This window comes from Roseateles sp. (assembly GCF_039929605.1).
In the GTDB taxonomy this organism is placed as follows: domain Bacteria; phylum Pseudomonadota; class Gammaproteobacteria; order Burkholderiales; family Burkholderiaceae_C; genus Pelomonas.
Genome location: NZ_JBDSQX010000099.1, coordinates 39,469 through 58,758 on the forward strand (window position 1 = coordinate 39,469; position 19,290 = coordinate 58,758).

17 protein-coding genes are annotated in these 19,290 nt (G+C 66.6%); 4 read left to right on the forward strand and 13 right to left on the reverse strand.

Features of this window, described 5'->3' with window-relative positions:
- Positions 1-16: 16 nt before the first annotated feature.
- On the reverse strand, positions 17-1,120 hold the full coding sequence (gene aroC, locus ABIS05_RS13610) for a chorismate synthase (RefSeq protein WP_348010653.1): 1,104 nt from the start codon (positions 1,118-1,120) through the stop codon (positions 17-19).
- Between the two features lie 73 nt (positions 1,121-1,193).
- Positions 1,194-1,658 carry a CBS domain-containing protein gene (locus ABIS05_RS13615; RefSeq protein ID WP_348010654.1) on the reverse strand — a complete coding sequence of 155 codons (465 nt, stop codon included), beginning with the start codon at positions 1,656-1,658 and terminating at the stop codon, positions 1,194-1,196.
- A gap of 108 nt (positions 1,659-1,766) precedes the next feature.
- Between ABIS05_RS13615 and ABIS05_RS13620 the strand changes: the two genes are divergently transcribed.
- On the forward strand, positions 1,767-2,075 hold the full coding sequence (locus ABIS05_RS13620) for an Mpo1-like protein (RefSeq protein WP_348010655.1): 309 nt from the start codon (positions 1,767-1,769) through the stop codon (positions 2,073-2,075).
- 9 nt (positions 2,076-2,084) lie between these two features.
- Here ABIS05_RS13620 and ABIS05_RS13625 read toward each other — a convergent pair whose 3' ends face one another.
- Genes ABIS05_RS13625 through kbl form a run of 3 tightly spaced genes read right to left on the reverse strand, consistent with a single transcriptional unit; the run spans position 2,085 to position 5,086 of the window.
- A complete protein-coding gene (locus ABIS05_RS13625) occupies positions 2,085-2,912 on the reverse strand; it encodes a MipA/OmpV family protein (RefSeq protein WP_348010656.1) in 828 nt (275 codons plus the stop codon).
- Between the two features lie 36 nt (positions 2,913-2,948).
- A complete protein-coding gene (locus ABIS05_RS13630) occupies positions 2,949-3,893 on the reverse strand; it encodes an NAD-dependent epimerase/dehydratase family protein (RefSeq protein WP_348010657.1) in 945 nt (314 codons plus the stop codon).
- Positions 3,890-5,086 carry a glycine C-acetyltransferase gene (gene kbl, locus ABIS05_RS13635; RefSeq protein ID WP_407074848.1) on the reverse strand — a complete coding sequence of 399 codons (1,197 nt, stop codon included), beginning with the start codon at positions 5,084-5,086 and terminating at the stop codon, positions 3,890-3,892. The genes ABIS05_RS13630 and kbl overlap by 4 nt, the downstream gene beginning before the upstream one ends.
- 91 nt (positions 5,087-5,177) lie before the next feature.
- On the opposite strand from kbl, the gene ABIS05_RS13640 reads away from it, so the two are divergent.
- Positions 5,178-5,753: an XRE family transcriptional regulator gene (locus tag ABIS05_RS13640; protein WP_348010659.1), complete on the forward strand. Its 576-nt coding sequence runs from the start codon at positions 5,178-5,180 to the stop codon at positions 5,751-5,753.
- Here ABIS05_RS13640 and ABIS05_RS13645 read toward each other — a convergent pair.
- Positions 5,750-7,033: a YihY family inner membrane protein gene (locus ABIS05_RS13645; RefSeq protein ID WP_348010660.1), complete on the reverse strand. Its 1,284-nt coding sequence runs from the start codon at positions 7,031-7,033 to the stop codon at positions 5,750-5,752. The genes ABIS05_RS13640 and ABIS05_RS13645 overlap by 4 nt on opposite strands.
- Before the next feature lie 84 nt (positions 7,034-7,117).
- On the opposite strand from ABIS05_RS13645, the gene ABIS05_RS13650 reads away from it, so the two are divergent.
- Positions 7,118-7,435 (forward strand): DUF2069 domain-containing protein, encoded by a 318-nt coding sequence (locus ABIS05_RS13650; protein ID WP_348063270.1) that lies wholly within the window; start codon positions 7,118-7,120, stop codon positions 7,433-7,435.
- Positions 7,432-8,835: an FAD-binding oxidoreductase gene (locus ABIS05_RS13655; RefSeq protein WP_348010662.1), complete on the forward strand. Its 1,404-nt coding sequence runs from the start codon at positions 7,432-7,434 to the stop codon at positions 8,833-8,835. Before ABIS05_RS13650 ends, ABIS05_RS13655 begins: the two co-directional genes overlap by 4 nt.
- Here the strand turns inward: ABIS05_RS13655 and ABIS05_RS13660 are convergent.
- The 7 genes from ABIS05_RS13660 to nuoL all read right to left on the reverse strand — a co-directional run bounded on the left by ABIS05_RS13660 (position 8,813) and on the right by nuoL (position 19,281).
- The gene (locus tag ABIS05_RS13660; RefSeq protein ID WP_348010663.1) at positions 8,813-12,040 is read right to left on the reverse strand and encodes an efflux RND transporter permease subunit; all 3,228 of its coding nucleotides are present in this window, start codon (positions 12,038-12,040) and stop codon (positions 8,813-8,815) included. The genes ABIS05_RS13655 and ABIS05_RS13660 overlap by 23 nt on opposite strands.
- 14 nt (positions 12,041-12,054) lie before the next feature.
- The gene (locus tag ABIS05_RS13665; RefSeq protein ID WP_348010664.1) at positions 12,055-13,212 is read right to left on the reverse strand and encodes an efflux RND transporter periplasmic adaptor subunit; all 1,158 of its coding nucleotides are present in this window, start codon (positions 13,210-13,212) and stop codon (positions 12,055-12,057) included.
- Between the two features lie 123 nt (positions 13,213-13,335).
- Positions 13,336-13,923: an NUDIX hydrolase gene (locus tag ABIS05_RS13670; RefSeq protein ID WP_348010665.1), complete on the reverse strand. Its 588-nt coding sequence runs from the start codon at positions 13,921-13,923 to the stop codon at positions 13,336-13,338.
- Complete coding sequence (locus tag ABIS05_RS13675; RefSeq protein ID WP_348010666.1) at positions 13,901-14,212, reverse strand: DUF2818 family protein; 312 nt, start codon at positions 14,210-14,212, stop codon at positions 13,901-13,903. The genes ABIS05_RS13670 and ABIS05_RS13675 overlap by 23 nt, the downstream gene beginning before the upstream one ends.
- A 13-nt stretch (positions 14,213-14,225) precedes the next feature.
- Positions 14,226-15,707, reverse strand: a complete 1,482-nt coding sequence (gene nuoN / locus ABIS05_RS13680; RefSeq protein WP_348010667.1) for an NADH-quinone oxidoreductase subunit NuoN — start codon at positions 15,705-15,707, stop codon at positions 14,226-14,228.
- Positions 15,708-15,728: 21 nt separating this feature from the next.
- A complete protein-coding gene (locus ABIS05_RS13685; RefSeq protein ID WP_348010668.1) occupies positions 15,729-17,204 on the reverse strand; it encodes an NADH-quinone oxidoreductase subunit M in 1,476 nt (491 codons plus the stop codon).
- Positions 17,205-17,217: 13 nt separating this feature from the next.
- The gene (nuoL, locus tag ABIS05_RS13690) at positions 17,218-19,281 is read right to left on the reverse strand and encodes an NADH-quinone oxidoreductase subunit L (protein WP_348010669.1); all 2,064 of its coding nucleotides are present in this window, start codon (positions 19,279-19,281) and stop codon (positions 17,218-17,220) included.
- Positions 19,282-19,290 lie beyond the last annotated feature (9 nt).

The following is a 19,290-nucleotide window of genomic DNA, read 5'->3' on the forward strand; positions in this document are numbered from 1 at the left end:
GCCGACGAACTGCGGCTCAGTCCGGACGGGCTGCCGGAATCGGGTCGACCGGCAGCACCACATCACCGCACTGAGCCCGATGCCGCAGCGCATGGTCCATCAGCACCAGGGCCAGCATGGCCTCAGCGATGGGCGTGGCGCGGATGCCTACGCAGGGGTCATGGCGGCCGAAGGTTTCCACGACGGCCGGGTTGCCGGCGCGGTCGATGCTGGCCTTGGGGCTGCGGATGGAACTGGTGGGCTTGATGGCGAGGCTGGCGACGATGTCCTGGCCGGTGGAGATGCCGCCCAGCATGCCGCCCGAGTTGTTGCTGGCGAAGCCGTCGCGGCTCAATTCGTCACCGTGCTCGGTGCCCTTCTGCGCGACCACGCCGAAGCCGGCGCCGATCTCCACGCCCTTGACGGCGTTGATGCCCATCAGCGCGTAGGCGATGTCGGCGTCCAGCTTGTCGAACAGCGGTTCACCCAGGCCGACAGGCACGCCGGTGGCCTCGACGCGGATGCGCGCGCCGACCGAATCGCCGGCCTTGCGCAGCGCGTCCATGTAGGCCTCCAGCTCGTCGATCTTGCTGGCGTTGCAGGCGAAGAACGGGTTCTGGCCGACGTGCTGCCAGCCCTCGAACGGGATCTCGATATCGCCGAGCTGCGTCATGCAGCCGCGGAACTCGGTGCCGTAGGCCTGGCGCAGCCATTTGCGGGCGACCGCGCCGGCGCCCACCATCGGCGCCGTCAGCCGCGCCGACGAGCGCCCGCCGCCGCGCGGGTCGCGCACGCCGTACTTGCGCCAGTAGGTGTAGTCGGCGTGGCCGGGGCGGAAGGTGTCGAGGATGTTGCCGTAGTCCTTGCTGCGCTGGTCGGTGTTCTTGATCAGCAGGCAGATCGGCGTACCGGTCGTGACGCCTTCGTAGACGCCGGACAGGATCTCCACCGCGTCCGGCTCGTTGCGCTGCGTGACGTGGCGGCTGGTGCCGGGGCGGCGGCGGTCCAGCTCGGGCTGGATGTCGGCCTCGCTCAAGCGCATCCCCGGCGGGCAGCCGTCGATAACGCAGCCGATGGCCGGGCCGTGGCTTTCGCCGAAGTTGGTGACGCGAAAGAGTTCGCCGAAGGTGCTGCCTGACATATGCGCTGAATTTTAGGCGGCCCTGAAAAGCAAAAGCGGCCCTGCAAGGCCGCCTTCATGCGTTGCGAACTTCCTAGAGCTTGGACTCAGGCTCGGCGTTCTCTTCCACCGGCCAGTCGCGGATGTAGGCCTTGAGCATGCGGTTCTCGAAGTCCTGGCTGTCCACCACGGCCTTGGCCACGTCGTACAGCGAGATCACGCCCATCAGCGTCTTGCCGTTCAGCACGGGCATGTAGCGCGCGTGGCGGCCCAGCATCATGCGGCGCACCTCGTCGATTTCGGTCTCGGGCGTGCAGGTGAGCGGCGCATCGTCCATCACCGTGCGCACGATGGTCGTGCCGACCTCGCCACCGTTCTTGACGACCGCCTGGATGACCTCGCGAAAGGTCAACATGCCGACGAGGTCGCCATGCTCCATGACGACGAGTGAGCCGATGTCGCGTTCGGCCATGGCCGCGATCGCCTCCTTCAGCAGTTCGTCGGGCGTGACGGTGAACAGGGTGCCGCCTTTGACACGCAGGATATCGACGACTTTCATAGGTGCCTCCGAGGCAAATTTCATGGGCAACATAGCACACTATCCCTGCGCTTCCACCCCATAGAAAACACCATGTTTGCCTGCGCTGCCGCGCGCTTGAATCGGCGCATGAGCACCGAACGCTTCACCCGCTTCGCCGACTTCTACCCCTTCTACCTGCGCGAGCACAGCAACGTTGTCTGCCGGCGCCTGCACTTCATCGGCTCGACGCTGGTGCTGGTCTGCCTGTGGCAACTGTTCAGAACGGGCGCCTTCGTCTGGCTGCTGAACGGCCTGCTGTGCGGCTACGGCTTTGCGTGGATAGGCCACTTCTTCTTCGAGAAAAACCGGCCGGCCACCTTCAAGTACCCGCTCTACAGCTTCATCGGCGACTGGGTCATGTACGCCGACATCTGGCGTGGCCGCGTCAAGCTGTAGAGGTCGCCGCTAATTCCGCCAGGCGACGCCCATGGCGGCTGTGGTGTTCGTGCGGCTCTGCACCAGCGGGCTGGCGGCCGCCGGGCCGAGCAGGCGGCTCGCGCCGGCGCCGCCGAACACGAACCAGTGCGGGGTCAGCGCATGCTTGAAGTTGACGCCGATGTGCGTATCACGCAACCCGCCGCCCGGCTCGTAGGCCGGCTTGCCCGAAGCAGCGGCGGCCGAAGCCGGCACGCCGAAATAGCTGCGCAGGTTGAGCCCGTTGGCTGCGGACAGGCCGACGCCGGTCGTCCACTCCGTCTCGTCGCTGCGGTAGAAGCGCCAGCCGAGATCCAGCCCCGCCGTCATGCCGCCCTTGCGGCCCAAAACGTCTTGGGACACCGAGGCGCTCGCATTCCAGTCCTTGGTGAAGCTGTAGCCCGCATTGAGCCGGGCACGCAGCGTGCGCTTCACATCCGGCAGGCCCCGCGTCGTGTCGGCATCACCACTGCTGCGGCCACTGTCGACGCGCAGCGACAGGCCGAGGCGCCACTTTTTGCCCTCGATGAGCTGGGTGCTCGCCCCGGCGCCCACACTCTCGCGGCCGAAGCCGAGCAAGGCGCTGCCGCCCGAGGTGGCGACACGGATGCGGCCGAAGCGGGCCGCCCACAGCGGCCTGATCTTGATTTGGCGCTGGCTGGCGCCGTCGTACTCCGGGACGCTGGCAACGGACGCGCCGAGCAAGTAGCGAAAGCTCTCGTCCTTCTCAGGCGGGGCCTCAGACGCAACCTGCGCGAACGCCTGCAGCGCGGACATCAGGGCCACGGTCACCAGGCCGGCAGGCAGCATGTTTGTCATGCGGGTCAGCCTAACAGCGGCAGCGCGCACGGCCTTTCAGGTGCGTTTCAGTTCCCGTGCCAGATTCGTCAGCATGTCGTCGACCATCGCGTCGAGGTCGTACTTCAGCGCCCAGCCCCAGTCGGCTTGTGCCGCAGCATCGTCGATGCGCTGCGGCCAGCTCGCGGCGATGGCCTGGCGGAAGTCGGGCACGCAGTCCATCGTGAAGGCGGCCAAGCGGCGGCGGATGCTGGCGGCGATGCCCTCGGGCGTGAAGCTGACGCCGGCGAGGTTGTAGCTGCCGCGCTGCCTGACGTGGTCGGCCGGCGCGTGCATCAACTCGATGGTGGCGCGTAGCGCGTCGGGCATGTACATCATCGGCAGCGCCTGGCCGGCTTCGAGGAAGCAGGTGTAGCGACCCTGTTGAAGCGCCGCATGGAAGATCTCCACGGCGTAGTCCGTCGTGCCACCGCCGGGCGGCGTCTTCCAGCTGATGAGGCCGGGGTAGCGCAGGCTGCGCACGTCCACGCCGTGCTTGGCGTGGTACCAGGCACACCAGCGCTCACCTGCCAGCTTGGAGATGCCGTAGACGGTGGTCGGGTCCATCACGGTCGTCTGCGGCGTGTCGATGGCCGGCGTGTTGGGGCCGAAGGCGGCAATCGAGCTGGGCCAGAAGATGCGGTCCAGCTTCTCGTGCCGGGCCAGCTCCAGCACGTTGAGCAGGCCCTTCATGTTCAGGTCCCAGGCCCACATCGGGTGCTTCTCGCCATTGGCCGAGAGGGCCGCAGCGAGGTGGTAGATCTGCGTGATGCGGTGGCGCTTGACGATGGTGGCCAGCGCGCCGGCATCGGTCACGTCCAGTGTCTCGTGGTGCAACTGGGGCACGCGGCCTTTGGGACTGAGGTCGCTCGTGACGACGGCGTCGTTGCCGTGCAGCTTGGCCAGCTCCGTCGCCAGCTCGGTGCCGATCTGGCCATTCGCGCCAATGATGAGGATCTTCATTTGATGAGGTCCAGTTCACGGCCCGCCAGCGTGAACGCGGCAACGGCCTTCTCCAGATGCTCTCGTTCATGCACAGCCGACACCTGCACGCGGATGCGCGCCTGGCCCTTGGGCACAACCGGGAAGAAGAAACCCACCGCGTAGATGCCCAGTTCCAGGATGCGCGCGCTGAGCTTCTGCGCCATCACCGCGTCGTAGACCATGATGGGCACGATCGGGTGGGTGCCGGGCTTGATCTCGAAGCCGGCGGCCTGGATGGCCTCGCGGAACCAGGCGGTGTTTGCTTCGAGCTTGTCGCGAAGCGCCGTGGAGGCTTCCAGCAGATCTAGCACCGCGAGCGACGCGCCGGCAATGCTGGGCGCCAGCGTGTTGCTGAAGAGATAGGGCCGCGAGCGCTGGCGCAGCAGCTCGACGACTTCCTTGCGCGCGGCCGTGAAGCCGCCGCTCGCGCCACCCAGCGCCTTGCCGAAAGTGCCGGTGATGATGTCGATCTTGCCGAACACTCCTCGGTGCTCGGCCGTGCCGCGGCCGGTCTTGCCCATGAAGCCTGACGCGTGGCATTCGTCGATGCCGAGCAGCGCGTCGTAGCGGTCGCAGAGCGCGCGGATCTTGTCGAGCTGGGCGATGGTGCCGTCCATCGAGAACACGCCGTCGGTGAACACCAGCGTGAAGCGGGCGCCCTTCTCCTTGGCTTCCTTCAGGCAGCGCTCCAGGTCGTCGAGGTTGTTGTGCTCATAGCGCCAGCGCTGCGCCTTGCACAGGCGGATGCCGTCGATGATGGAGGCGTGGTTGAGCGCGTCGCTGATGATGGCGTCCTGCTCGCCCAGCAGCGGCTCGAACAGGCCGCCATTGGCATCGAAGGCGGCGGCGTAGAGGATGGCGTCCTCGCAGCCGACGAAACGGGCGATGCGCGCTTCGAGTTCCTTGTGCACGTCCTGCGTGCCGCAGATGAAGCGCACCGACGACAGGCCGAAGCCATGGGTGCGCAACGCCTCATGCGCCGCCTCGATCACCTGCGGGTGCGACGACAGCCCGAGGTAGTTGTTGGCGCACAGGTTGATGACCTCGCGGCCCTCGGTTGTCTGCACGACGGCGCCCTGGGGCGTGGTGATGACGCGCTCGGACTTGTAGAGGCCGGCGGCGCGGATGCCGTCGAGTTCGGTTTGCAGGTGTTGAAAGAAGGCTTGGCTCATGGCCACTCTCCTGGTGCACAATTCGGCAGTGGACGCGTTCGATATATCGAACATTCGTGCAGTATCTGAAAAACGTCTATTGCCGTCAAGCATGAACAAGCCCGCTACCGATCTCGAACCGCCGCGCGTCGGCGCCGCGCTGCAAGCCTTGCGCGCCAGCCGTGGCCTGTCGCTGGATGATCTCTCCAAGCGGGCCGGCGTGAGCAAGTCGATGTTGTCGCAGATCGAGCGCAACCAGGCTAATCCCACGGTGGCCGTGGTGTGGCGGCTGGCGAACGCGCTGGGTGTGGAGATGGGCGAGCTGCTCGGCACCGAACGCACGGCCACGCCGGCCATCGAGACCGTACCGGCCCACGCGACGCCGGGGCTCACCAGCCCGGACGGGTTGTGCAAGCTGCGCATCCTCGGGCCCATCGAGCTGGCGGGTCAGTTCGAGTGGTACGAGCTGAGCATGCAGGCCGGGGGCGTGCTCGATTCGCAAGCCCACGAGCCCGGCTCGCGCGAGCACCTCAGCGTGCTGACCGGCAGCCTGGAGGTCACCGCGCAAGGCGTGACGAGCAAGCTCAAGGCCGGCGAGACAGCACGTTATGCGGTGGACGGGCCGCATGCCATCCGCAACGTGGGCAAGTCCGCAGCGACGGCCCTGTTGGTGGTGCTGCACTCCTAGGAGCGGGCGCTTCCAGCCTCAGTGAGCAACTGGTCCAGCGTCAGGCTGGACAGCTCACCGCGCGCCCACAGGTTGGCCAGCAAGCCATGGCGCTCGGCCAAGAAGGTGGCGATCAAGGGCGCAGCCGCTACCCGTTCGGGCGAGCACAACAGCACCAGGCGCTGGGCGCCCTCCTCTTCCAAGCGACCCAGCCAGTCCATCGCCAGCAGCTTGTCGACGACGGGACTGAGCTGCAGCGGGTCCACGCGCAAGGCGCTGGCCAGGCCCAGGTCTGACAAGCCCTGCTGGCCGGCCTCGCGCACGCGCCAGAGTTCGCGCAGCACCTCCAGCGCCAGCGCCATGGGCTGGCCCGGCGTGTCGGGGCGCAGGTGAAGGCGGCCGGTCAGGCTGGGCGTGTTGGCCGCCAGGATGGCGCCGAGCAGCACGATCACCCAGCCCAGGTAGACCCAGACGAGAAAGACCGGCACGGTGGCGAAGGCGCCGTAGAGCGTCGAATAGGTCGGCACCAGCTTCAAGTACCAGGCGAGCAGCGACTTGGCGAACGAGAAGCCGATGGATACGAAGGCGCCGCCCAGCAGCGCGTGGCGCCAGCGCACGTGGGTGTTGGGCACGTAGTGGAAGAGCCCCGCCATGGCCAGGCCGAGCAGCAGGATGTCGGCCCCGCCGAGCAGCGCAGCCAGGTTGCCCGGCATCTTGGTGAACAGGCCCTCGCCGACGCTGACGGCATAGCTCGTCAGCGTGAGGCTGCCGCCCAGCAGCAGCGGCCCCAGCGTCAGCGCGGCCCAATAGACGAGCACGCGCTGCGCCATGGGCCGCGGCCGCGGCACGCGCCAGATGGCGTTCAGCGTGCGGTCGATGGTGAGCATCAGCGCCAGCGCCGTGACGCCGAGGAAGACCAGGCCCACGACACCGAGCTTGTTGGCCTTGGCCGCGAACTGCGTCAGCGAGGCAAGCACGGGCTTGGCGATGTTGGGCGGGATCAGGCTCTTCAGGAAGTACTGTTCCAGTGCCGCCTGGAAGTTCGAGAACATCGGGAAGGCCGTGAAGATGGCCAGCATCACCGTCAGCAGCGGCACGAGTGAGATGAGCGTCGTGAAGGTGAGGCTGCCGGCGGTGAGGCCGAGCTTCTCCTCGCGGAAGCGCTGGCGGAAGGTGTGCAGCGTCTGCAGCCAGGGCCAGGCCAGCAGGTCGGTGACGAAGTTGCCCGCGAAGGCGATGGGGTTGCGCGCCAGCGGCGCATCGGGATCGGCGGAGACGGGAGCGGCAGGCGGCAGGGACATGGCTTCTATGATGCCGCAGCTATGTCCCCTGCCCTTGAAAGAACCGAACCAACGGCCCGCGAGCGCCTCTCCCATCACGTCGCTTTGGGGGCCACCGTCGCGCTGATTTTGCTGTGCCTGGCCTGGGAGTTGTGGCTGGCGCCGACCGGCCGCGGCACGCTCGCCGTCAAGGCGCTGCCGCTGCTGGCCGCGCCCGTCGGGCTGTGGCGCTACCGCATGTACACCTACCGCTGGCTGTCGTTGGCCATCTGGCTCTACGTGTTGGAAGGCCTGGTGCGCTCGACGAGCGAGGGCGGCCTCGGCCAGTGGCTGGCGCTGGGTGAAGTCATCCTCGGCGCCGTCATCTTCATCGCCTGCACGGCGCAGATCCGCCAGCGGCTGGCGGCAGCGAAGGCCATATGAACCCGTTGCTCGACGCGCTGCGTGAGCGGCTCGGCGAGGCGGGGTTGCTGGCGGGTGGCGACCTGGCCGCCTACGAGAACGACTGGCGCAAGCGCTACGTGGGCCGCGCGCTGGCCGTCGCTCGGCCAGCGTGCACGGACGAAGTGGCCGCAGTGATGCGGCTCTGCCACCAGCACCGCGTCGCTGTCGTGCCGCAGGGCGGCAACACCGGGCTGGTCGGCGGCTCGACGCCGGACGACAGCGGCCGCCAACTCGTGCTGACCCTATCGCGCATGAAGCGCGTGCGCGAGATCGACTTGGCCAACGCCAGCCTGACGGCCGAGGCCGGCTGCGTGCTGGCCGAGGTGCAGGCCGCCGCCGCCGGGGCCGGCATGTTGTTCCCGCTCAGCCTCGCGGCCGAGGGCTCGTGCACGCTGGGCGGCAACCTGGCGACGAATGCCGGTGGCACGCAGGTGCTGCGTTATGGCAACGCGCGCGAGCTGTGTCTTGGCTTGGAGGTGGTAACAGCCACCGGCGACGTCTGGCACGGCCTGTCCGGCTTGCGCAAGGACAACACCGGCTACGACCTGCGCGACCTCTTCATCGGCAGCGAGGGGACGCTGGGCATCATCACCGCAGCAACGATGAAGCTCTATCCGCAGCCCAAGGAGCGGCTGACGGCGCTGGCCGCATGCGGCACGCTGAACGATGCCGTCGCGCTGCTGGGCCTGGCGCGCGACCGCGCAGGCGATGCGTTGACCGGCTTTGAAGTGATGAGCCGCGCGTCGCTGGCGCTCGTGGCCCGCGAGTTGCCGCAGTTGGCCCAGCCACTGGGTGCCGCCGAATGGACGGTGTTGCTGGAGCTGTCCGACGCCGAGAGCGCCGAGCATGCGCGCAGCGTTTTCGAAGGGCTGCTGCAGGCCGCCATCGAGCGCGGCGCCGTGCAGGACGCGGCCATCGCTCAGAGCCTGCAGCAAGCGAACGCCTTCTGGCACTTGCGCGAATCCATCCCGCTGGCCCAGGCCCAGGCGGGGCTGAACATCAAGCACGACATCTCGTTGGCGGTGTCGGCCATCCCCAGCTTCGTCAGCGAGATGGATGCGGTGCTGGCCGACTATCTGCCGGGCATAGCCGTCATCAACTTCGGCCACCTCGGCGACGGCAACCTGCACTACAACGTGCAGGCGCCTGCGGGTATCGCGCCGGCCGAGTTCCTGGCCAGGCACGAGCCGGCGATCAACGAGCTGGTCTACAACGCCGTGCAGCAGCGCGGCGGCTCCATCTCGGCCGAGCATGGCATCGGCCGGCTCAAGCGCGAGGAGCTGGCGCAGCGCAAGGACCCGACGGCGCTCGCGCTGATGCGGGCGATCAAGCGGGCACTGGACCCGCTCGACCTGCTCAACCCTGGGCGGCTGGTGTGACCGGCACGCGGCGGCCGGTGGCGAGGCGGCCGAGCTTGACGATCATGCGGAACACGAAGCGCAGCATCACCAAGGTGAGCACCGCCTCGATCAGGGTCACGAAGAAAGCGCCCACCACCGTCAAGCGCGGCACGCGGCGCTGGAACTTGGCCAACGCGCCATCGCGGGCGAGCTCGATGCTGTCGTAGAAGGTCGGCACGATCAGCAGTGTCAGGAAGGTCGACGTGATCGTGCCGCCGATGATGGCCACGGCCATCGGGCGGTAGAACTCGCCGCCCTCGCCGATGCCCACGGCCACCGGCAGCATGCCGGCGATCAGCGCCAGCGTCGTCATCAGGATGGGGCGGAAGCGCTTGCGGCCCGCATGCATCAGCGCCTCTTCGCGGTCGATGCCGGCACTCTCTTCCTGCCGCGTCGCGTCCAGCAGCAGGATGGCGTTCTTGGCCACCAAGCCCATCAGCATGATGACGCCGATGAGGCTCATCAGGTTCAGCGTGCCGCCCGTCAGGATCAGCGCCAGCACGACGCCGATCAGGCTCAGCGGCAGCGACAGCATGACGCCCAGCGGCGCCGTGAAGCTGTTGAATTGGATGACGAGCACAAAGTACATCAGCGCGATGCCCGACAGCAGCGCTGTGATCATGGCGGTGAACACCACTTCCTGGTCGCGTGCGGAGCCCGCCAGCTCGACGCCGAAGCCCGGGGGGAAGTTGATGGCGCTGGCCAACTTCTTCGCCTCCGACGTGATCTCGCCGGGCGCGCGCCCCTGGGCGTTGGCGCTGACGGTGATGGTGCGCTTGCCGTCACCGTGCTGGATCTGGCCGGGGCCCTTGCCCATCGTGACGGTGGCGATCTGGTCCAGCGGCACCATGCGGTTGGTGCCGGTGACGGTGATGGGCAAGCGCTCGATGTTGGCGGCGTCAACACGGTCGGCCGGGTGCAGGCGCACGGCCACGTCGCGGGCTTCGCCGGTCGGGTCGATCCAGTCGCCCACCTCGACGCCGGCAAAGGCCACGCGCAGCGCCTGGGCCGCGTCGTTGACCGAGATGCCCATCTGGTTGGCCAGGCCGCGGTCGAGCTCGATCTGCAGCTCGTTCTGCGGGTCCTGCTCGGAGTAGCCGACATCGACCGCGCCCTTGACGCCGCGCAGCGTGGTCACGAACTGCTGCGTGATCTCCTGGAGCTTGCGCGAATCAGCACCGTAGAAGCGGATCTGCACGGGCTTCTGCGCGCCGTTGTTCAGGTCGTCGAGCACGACGTACTCGGCGCCGACGAGGCGGCCGACCCGCTCGCGCAGGATCTTGGCGACGTCGCCGGCCGAACGCTGGCGCTCGGTGCTCTTGCCGATGTCGACATAGATGCGGCCGCCGCTGGCGTTGGGATAGGCCGTCGTCGCCTTGGTCTCGGGCATCGTCGAGGCCAGGGCCGCAGCGGCGTCGAGCTTGAGCTTTGAATACTCCAGGCTGCTGGACGCCGGTGCGCGCACGTCGATGATGAGGAAGCCGGCATCGGCCTGCGGCAGGAAGCTGGAGCCGCCAATCGTGGCCTGTAGCGCGATGGCGCCCACGAAGCTCACCACGGCGAACGCGGCCATCCAGCGGCGGTGATGCAGCGCCCAGGCGATGACGTGGCCGTAGCCGTTGGCCACGCGGTCGAACCACTCGTTGAAGCGGTGCAGCACTTTGCTGATGCCCTTCTTTTCGGCGTGGTGGTAGCCCGGGGGGTCGCCCCAGTAGGCCGACAGCATCGGGTCGAGCGTGAAGCTGATCAGCAGCGAGACGATGACGGAGGCGACGACGGTCAGTGCGAAGGGCTTGAACCACTGGCCGGGGCCGTTGCCCATGAAGGCGACCGGCACGAACACCGCGACGATGGCGAAGGTGGTGGCCGCAACGGCCAGGCCGATCTCGGCCGTACCCTCGCGCGCGGCGGTGACCCGGTCGCTGCCGCGCTCCATGTGCCGCACGATGTTCTCCCGCACGACGATGGCGTCATCGATGAGCACGCCGATGGCCAGGCTCAGACCGAGCAGGCTCATGAAGTTCAGCGAGAAGCCGAGCAGCCAGACGGCGATGAAAGCGGCCAGCACGGAGGTGGGCAGCGACAGCGCCGTGATCAGCGTCGAGCGCCAGCTGTTCAGGAAGGCGTAGACGACGAAGATCGTCAGGCCGGCGCCGAACACCAGCGCATGGGTCACGTTGTCGAGGCTGTTCTCGGCGTCCTTGCCGCCGTCCTGCGTGATTTCCAGCGTCGTGCCCTTGGGCAGGTCCTTCTCGACTTCCTTCAGCAGCGCACGGGCGGCGACGGCGACGCTGACCGTGGAGCTGTCGCGTGAGCGCGTGATCGAGAGGCCGACGTTGGGCCGGCCGTTGCGCAAGCTGTAGCCGGTCATCTCGGCAAAGCCGTCCTTCACTTCGGCGACCTGGCCCAGGCGCACGACGGTGTTGCCCGTGGCTGTGACCAAACGCTTGACGATCATCTGCTCGAACTCGGCCGGGCTCTCCAGGCGGCCGAGCAGGCGGATGCTCTGGTCTTCCAGCTCGCCACGCACCTTGCCCACCGGCGCGGTGGTGTTCTGCGCGCGCACGGCGGTGGTGACTTCGGTGACCGAAACGCCGAACTCGCGCAGCTTCTCGGCGCGCAGCAGGATGGACAGCTCACGTTTGAGCGCGCCATTGACGGTGACGACCGCCACGCCGGTGATGCCGCGAAAGCGCTCGGCGAGCTGGTCTTCGGCCAGCCGGCTGAGCTGGGCGTGCGTCAGCATCGTGCTGGACAGCGACAGCTGCAGGATGGGCTGGGCGCCGGGGTCGGCCCGCGTGATGATGGGCTCGCGGATCTCGGTGGGCAGCTTGTAGCGCACCGAGGCGATGGCGTTGCGCACCTCGTCGGCGGCCTCGATCATGTTCTTCGAGAAGTCGAAGATGAGCACGATGGTGGCGCTGCCTTCGCGCGACGTGGAGTTGGAGCGATCCACGCCGGAGATGCTCTGCAGCGCCTTCTCGATGCGGTTGACGACCTCGCGCTCCACCGTCTCGGGCGACGCACCCGGATAGGGGATGTTGATGACGAGCACCGGCGGCTCGACCTCGGGGAACTGGTTGACCTTGAGCTTGGACAGCGCCAGCAGGCCCACCAGCATCAGCCCGATGACCATGACCACGGTCGCGACGGGCTTGTTGATGCTGAAGTTGGAGAGGAACATGCAGCCTCCTGCGGTTACTTGCTGGCAGCGGCGGCCGCCGGGATGGCGGAGGCCGCGCCGGCACCGGCGCCAACGCGCTGCACCGGTGCGCCGTCGACCAGGCTGCCGGTGGGCGCGCGAAGCACTTGGTCGCCCAGGGCCAGGCCCGAGACGATCACGACCTCGCCGCGGCGGTCGTCGCGCTCGCCGAGCGTCACCGTGACCTTCTTCAACTGATTGCCGGCCACCTTCCAGACGACGGCGGTGTCGCCCTGGCGCTGCACCGAGCCTTCGGCCAGCACCAGCGAGCGACGATCGGCGTTCTCGACGCGACCTTCGGCGTAGAGGCCGGCCACCTGCGGCGCCTTGCTGCGGTCGTTGAACTCGGCGATGAGTTCGACCTGGCGGGTCGTCGCGTTGGCAGAAGCGTCGATGCGGGACAGTTTGCCGCTGAACTCGGTATCGCCGAAGCCATTGATGCGAAAGGCCACCGGCTGGCCGACCTTGAGTTCACCCAAGCGGTCGGCGGAGACCTGGCCTTCGAAGCGCATGGACGTCGGGTCGATGACCTTCACGAGTTCGCGGCCGATCTGCACGGTGTCACCGACCGACGTCTTGCGCTCGCTGACGACACCGTCGAACGGTGCGCGGATCTCGGTGCGAGAGACCTGCTGGCGCGCCGTGGCAGCACGCGCCTTGGCTGCGGCCAGTTCGCTCTGCGCGGCGTTGCGGCGCACTTCGGCGTCTTCGAGGCCTTGCATGGAGATCATGCCCTGCTGGTTCAGCGTGCGCTGGCGGGTCAGCACGCGCTCGGTCTGCTCGAAGCTTTGCTGGGCAGCGCGCAAGGCCTCGTCGGCGGACGTGAGGCCGTCGCGGATGGAGGTCGGGTCGAGGCGAATGATGAGGTCCCCCGCGCGCACGCGCTCACCGTTGTCCTTGGCCACTTGCACGACGACGGCGGCCACCTCGGCACGCAGGTCGGCGCGGCGCGCCGGCTCGATGGCGCCGGAGATGACGGCGCCGCCGATCAGGCCGCTCTGCCCCACCGCACGCAGGTCCTCGGGCGCCAGCAGCAAAGGGGCAGCGGGCTTGGCCGCCGCAGCCTTGGCGTCATCGGGCTTGCCACCCTTGCCGCAGGCGGTGAGGGCCAGGGCCAGCGTCAGAACGGTGAGGATCGGCGTTGCGCGAGTCATGGAAAGACCTTCTTCTGAGGACGGGGTTCGGAAGACAAAACGCTTGAGGGTAACGGCCTGATACAAAGCCGCCAGAGGTCATGCACGAGGGCCCGGCCTGCGCAACGGACAGGCGCAGCGACGTCAGGCCGGCTGCCAGTCGAGTGCCCAGGCGCCCTGCTGCCAGCGCTGCAGCCACAGCAGGCCGATCAGCGTCTTCGCGTCTGTCAACTCGCCATTGGCCGCCAGGCGGTCGAGTTCGTCGGCTGTATGCGTGACGATCTCCAGAAACTCGCCATCGTCGAGCTTCTGCTCGCCACGCTGCAGGCCGCGCGCGAAGTAGATGTGGATGCCTTCGTCCGAGTAGGCGATGGCGTTGTGCAGCACGCCGGCATAGGCCCATTCGGCGGCGCTGTAGCCGGTTTCTTCAAGCAGCTCGCGCTGGCCGCAGACGAGCGGGGCCTCGCCCGCATCAAGCTTGCCGGCCGGGAACTCCAGCATGACGCGCGCCATCGGGTAGCGGTACTGGCGCTCCATCAGCAGGCGGCCGTCGTCGAGCAGTGGCACAACCATGACGGCGCCAGGATGGCGGATGTATTCGCGGTGTGAAGTGTTGCCGTCGGGCAGCGCGATGAGGTCGCGGCGTACGTCGAGGAAATGGCCGCGATAGACCTGAGTGCTTTCGAGCGGGCGCTCGATCAGATGGTCGTCAGGCTCTTGAGACTGGGCCACGGCGCAGGTATCTCCAGACAAAGCCGGGAAAGCCCAGCGTGATGAAGAGGCAGGCACCCGCCGCGTAGAACTCCCAGCCCTGCGCGTGGCGCTGGCCGATGCGGGCCTCCAGCGCAGACCCAACCCCGAAGGTGAGCGCGGCCATCAGCACCAGCTCCAGCAGCCGCCACCAGGCCGCCTTGGGCGCGCGGCGCGGGCCGACGAGCAGCAGCCGCTCGTTGAAATACGGCAGATTGGCCGCGATGGCGGCCAACGCAAGGACCAGCCAGACGGCGACGGACTGGTCCATGCCTGGCCGCGCCTCAGGTCGCCAAGGCTTGGCGGATCGCGACCTTGCACAGCTCCAGCAGGCCGCCGGGCAGCAGGCCGAAAACCAGCACTGCCGCGCCGTTCAGCGTCATGACGAAGCGCACATCGGCGGGCGCGGCAAGCGGCGCCATGTCGGTCGGCTCATCGAAGAACATGACCTTGACGACGCGCAGGTAGTAGAAGGCGCCGATCAGCGACACGACGACCGCAAAGCCCGCCAGCCACAGGTAGAACGGCAGGCCGGTGGACACCAGCGCCTGCAGCACGGCAAGCTTGGCGTAGAAGCCGACGGTGGGCGGCAGGCCGGCCAGCGAGAACATGAAGAGCGCCATGACCAGCGCGAACCACGGGCTGCGCTTGAAGAGACCGGCGAGGTCCTTGATCTCCTCGGCCTCATGGCCTTGGCGCGACAGCAGGATGATCATGCCGAAGGTGCCCAGCGTCGTCAGCACGTAGGTGATGGCGTAGAACATGGCCGAGCTGTACGCGTTGGCGGCAGACAAGGTGTTGTTGTTGACGACACCAGAGGCCATGCCCAGCAGCATGAAACCCATGTTGGCAATGGTCGAGTACGCCAGCATGCGCTTCAGGTTGCTCTGCGCGATGGCCGCCAGGTTGCCGATGAGCAGCGACATGACGGACAGCACGATGAGCATCTGCTGCCAGTCCACGGCCAGGCCGATCATGCCCTCGACGAGCAGACGCACGGTGATCGCGAAGGCGGCCAGCTTGGGCGCGCCGCCGATCAGCAGCGTGACGGCGGTAGGTGCGCCCCGGTAGACGTCGGGCACCCATATGTGGAAGGGTGCGGCACCGAGCTTGAACGCCAGGCCGGCGACGACGAAGACGGTGCCGAAAACCAGCACGGACTTGTTCGGAATGCCCTTGGAGATGACGTCGAAGACTTCGGGAATGTTCAGCGAGCCGGTAGCGCCGTACATCATCGACAGGCCGTACAGCAGGAAGCCACTCGCCAGCGCGCCGAGGACGAAATACTTCATCGCGGCTTCGGTCGACACGGCATGGTCGCGGCGCAACGCCACCAGCGCGTACAACGACAAGCTCATCAGTTCCAGGCCGAGGTAGACAACCAGGAAGTTGTTGGCCGACAGCATCACGTTGATGCCCAGCAGCGAGAACAGGCTGAGGATGAAGAGCTCGCCTTTGAGCATCTCGCGGTGCGCCGCGTAGGGACGCGCGTAGACCAGCGTGATCAGCGTGGCCAGGCAGGCGAAGCCCGCGAGCAAGTGGCCCATGGGGTCGGCCACCACCATGTTTTGCATGGCGTAGGACGTCGCGCCCGCGTCGTAGTAGTAGAAGTGCATGCCGCCCACGACGACCAGCGTCAGTTGGGTCAGCCAGTAGGTCGGGCGGCGTTGCTCGTCGGTGACCCACAGGTCCGCCAGCGCAACGACGCAGGCCATCACGAGCAGCAGGATTTCAGGGTAGATCGCGAGCCAGTTCATGTCGTTCATTGTTCTTGCCTCTGCTCGGGATCAGGCCGGGATCTTGGTGAGCGCAACGTGCTTGAGCAGCTCGGTGACCGACTGGTGCATCACGTCGGTGAAGGGCTTGGGATACAGGCCCATGAAGAGCGTCGCCACGGCCAGCAGGGCCAGCATGAGGAACTCGCGGCTGTTGATGTCGGTCAGCGCGCGGACCTTGTCGTTGGCGATGTCGCCGAAGTAGACGCGCTTGATCATCCACAGCGTGTAGGCCGCACCGAAGACCAGAGCCGTGGCCGCGATGCCGCCCAGCCAGAAGTTGAACTGCACGGTGCCGAGGATGACCAGCCACTCGCCAACGAAACCGGCCGTGGCAGGCAGGCCGCAGTTGGCCATGCCGAAGAAGACGGCGAAGGCGGCGAACTTGGGCATGGTGTTGACGACACCGCCATAGGCCGCGATCTCTCGCGAATGCACACGGTCGTAGAGCACGCCGATGCACAGGAACATGGCGCCCGACACGAAGCCGTGGGCAATCATCTGCACGAGGCCACCGGACACACCGAGCTCGTTGAAGATGAAAAAGCCGAGCGTCACGAAGCCCATGTGGGCGATAGATGAGTAGGCCACCAGCTTCTTCATGTCCTTCTGCACCAGGGCCACGAGGCCGATGTAGACGACGGCGATTAGCGACATCGCGATGATGAGCCAAGCCCATTCGCGAGCCGCATCCGGTGCGATCGGCAGCGAGAAACGCAGGAAGCCGTAGCAACCCAGCTTCAGCATGATGGCCGCCAGCACGACGGAGCCGCCGGTGGGCGCCTCGACGTGGGCGTCGGGCAGCCAGGTGTGCACCGGCCACATCGGCACCTTCACCGAGAAGGCGGCCAGGAAGGCGAAGAAGAGATAGGTCTGCGCCGTACCCGACAGCGGCAGCTTGTGCCAGGTCTGGATGTCGAAGCTGCCACCGGCCTGTGTGTACAGATAGAGCAGCGCGATCAGCATCAAGAGTGAGCCGGCCAGCGTGTAGAGGAAGAACTTGAAGGCCGCGTAGACGCGGTTCGCGCCGCCCCACACGCCGATGATGATGTACATCGGAATCAGCGTGGCCTCGAAGAACACGTAGAACAGCATGCCGTCCAGCGCCGAGAACACGCCCACCATCAGACCCGACAGGATCAAGAACGCGCCCATGTACTGGTTGACGCGCGTCTCGATGACCTCCCAGGCGGAGATGACGACGATGACGGTGATGAAGGCCGTTAGCGGCACGAACCACATCGAGATGCCGTCCACGCCGAGGTGGTAGTTGATAGCGAAGCGCTCGATCCACGGGTGGTTCTCGACGAACTGCATGGCAGCCGTCGTCGTATCGAACCCAGTGATCAGCGGGACGGTGGCGAGAAAGCTCGCCACCGCGGCCACCAGGGCCAGCCAGCGCACGGCGTGCGCCTGCTCATCGCGCCCAAGCGCCAGCAGCAAGCCGCCGCAGACGATGGGTAGAAAAATCGCAAGACTCAGCAACATTCTTGTTATCTCCTCAAGCCCCGAGCAGCGACTTGAACTGGGGCTCGATGTAGGGCCAGAGCTGCCAGGTCATCAGACCGGTGACGCCGAGGATCATGACGAGGGCATACCAATACAGGTGGCCGCTCTGCAGGCGGCGCACTAGGCCAGCAATGCCGCCCACCGTGCGGGCCGAACCGTTGATGATGAGCCCGTCGATCAGCGCGCCGTCGCCGCCCTTCCACAGGCCGGTGCCCAGGAGACGAGCGCCGCGAGCCAGCACGTTCTCGTTGAACCAGTCCAGGAAGTACTTGTTCTCCAGCACGACGATCAGCGGGCGCAGCACCCTGGCCAGCGTGGCCGGGATCTGCGGCGCGACCATGTAGAACACATAGGCCGTGACGACGCCGGACAGGGCCAGCCAGAAGGGCAGCGAGGTCAGGCCATGCAGGGCCATCGCAGCGGCGCCGTGGAAGTCACCGGCGAGTTCCTCCATCGCCGGGTGGGCGTGCTCGTTGACGAGGATGGCATCCTTGAAAAAGTCGCCGAACAGCATCGGCTGGATCGTCATGAAGCCGATGACAACCGACGGAATGGCCAGCAGTACCAGCGGTACCCAGACAACGGCGGGCGACTCGTGCGGCACGTGCACATGCGCGTCATGCCCGTGGCCATGGTCGTCGTCGTGGTGGTCGTGTTCGCCCGGGAAGGGCTTGTGACGGAAATTCTCCTTGCCGTGGAAGACGAGAAAGTACATCCGGAACGAGTAGAAGGCCGTCACGAACACGCCGGCGATGACGGCGAAGTAGGCGAAGCCCGCAGCCGGAAGATGGCTGGCGTGCACGGCCTCGATGATCGAGTCTTTCGAGTAGAAGCCCGAGAACAGCGGCGTGCCGATCAGCGCCAGCGAACCCAGCAGCGACGTGATCCAGGTGATGGGCATGTACTTGCGCAGGCCGCCCATGTTGCGGATGTCCTGATCGTGGTGCATGCCGATGATGACGGAGCCCGCGCCGAGGAACAGCAGCGCCTTGAAGAAGGCGTGCGTCATCAGGTGGAACACGCCGACCGAGTAGGCCGAGGCGCCCAGGGCCACGGTCATGTAGCCGAGCTGTGACAGCGTCGAGTAGGCGACGACGCGCTTGATGTCGTTCTGGATGATGCCCAGGAATCCCATGAACAGCGCCGTGATCGAGCCGATCACCATGACGAAGTTCAGCGCCGTGTCGCTCAGCTCGAACAGCGGCGACATGCGCGCCACCATGAAGATGCCGGCCGTCACCATCGTCGCCGCGTGGATCAGCGCGGAGATGGGCGTCGGGCCTTCCATCGAGTCGGGCAGCCAGACGTGCAGCGGGAACTGCGCCGACTTGCCCATCGCACCGATGAACAGGCAGATGCAGGTGACCGTCATCAGTGACCAGTCGCCACCCCACAACGGCAGCGGGAAGCTCATCTTCGACAGCAGGTCCGCCTTGGCAAACGTCTCCGCGTAGTTCAGCGTGCCGCCAAAAGCGACCAGCAGGCCGATGCCGAGGATGAAGCCGAAGTCACCGACCCGGTTCACCAGGAAGGCCTTCATGTTGGCAAAGATGGCCGTCGGTTTCTTGTACCAGAAGCCGATCAGCAGGTACGACACCAGGCCCACCGCTTCCCAGCCGAAGAACAGCTGCAGCATGTTGTTGCTCATGACCAGCATCAACATGCTGAACGTGAACAGCGAGATGTACGAGAAGAAGCGCTGGTAGCCGTCGTCCTCTTCCATGTAGCCGATGGTGTAGATGTGCACCATCAGCGACACGAAGGTCACGACGCACATCATCATGGCGGTCAGACCGTCGATGAGGAAGCCAACTTCCATCTTCAACGAACCGAGGTTCATCCACTCGTAGATGGTGGCGTTGAAGCGAGCACCATCGACCGCCACGCTGTACAGCGTCTGGGCCGACAGGATGAAGGCGATCAGCACGCCGAGGATGGTGACGATGTGCGAGCCGCGGCGGCCCACCGTCTTGCCAAAGAAGCCGGCAACGATGGCGCCCGCGAGCGGCGCCAGTGGCACCGTCAGCAGCAGGTTCTGGGAGAGTTGTGCAGACATCTGGTGTGC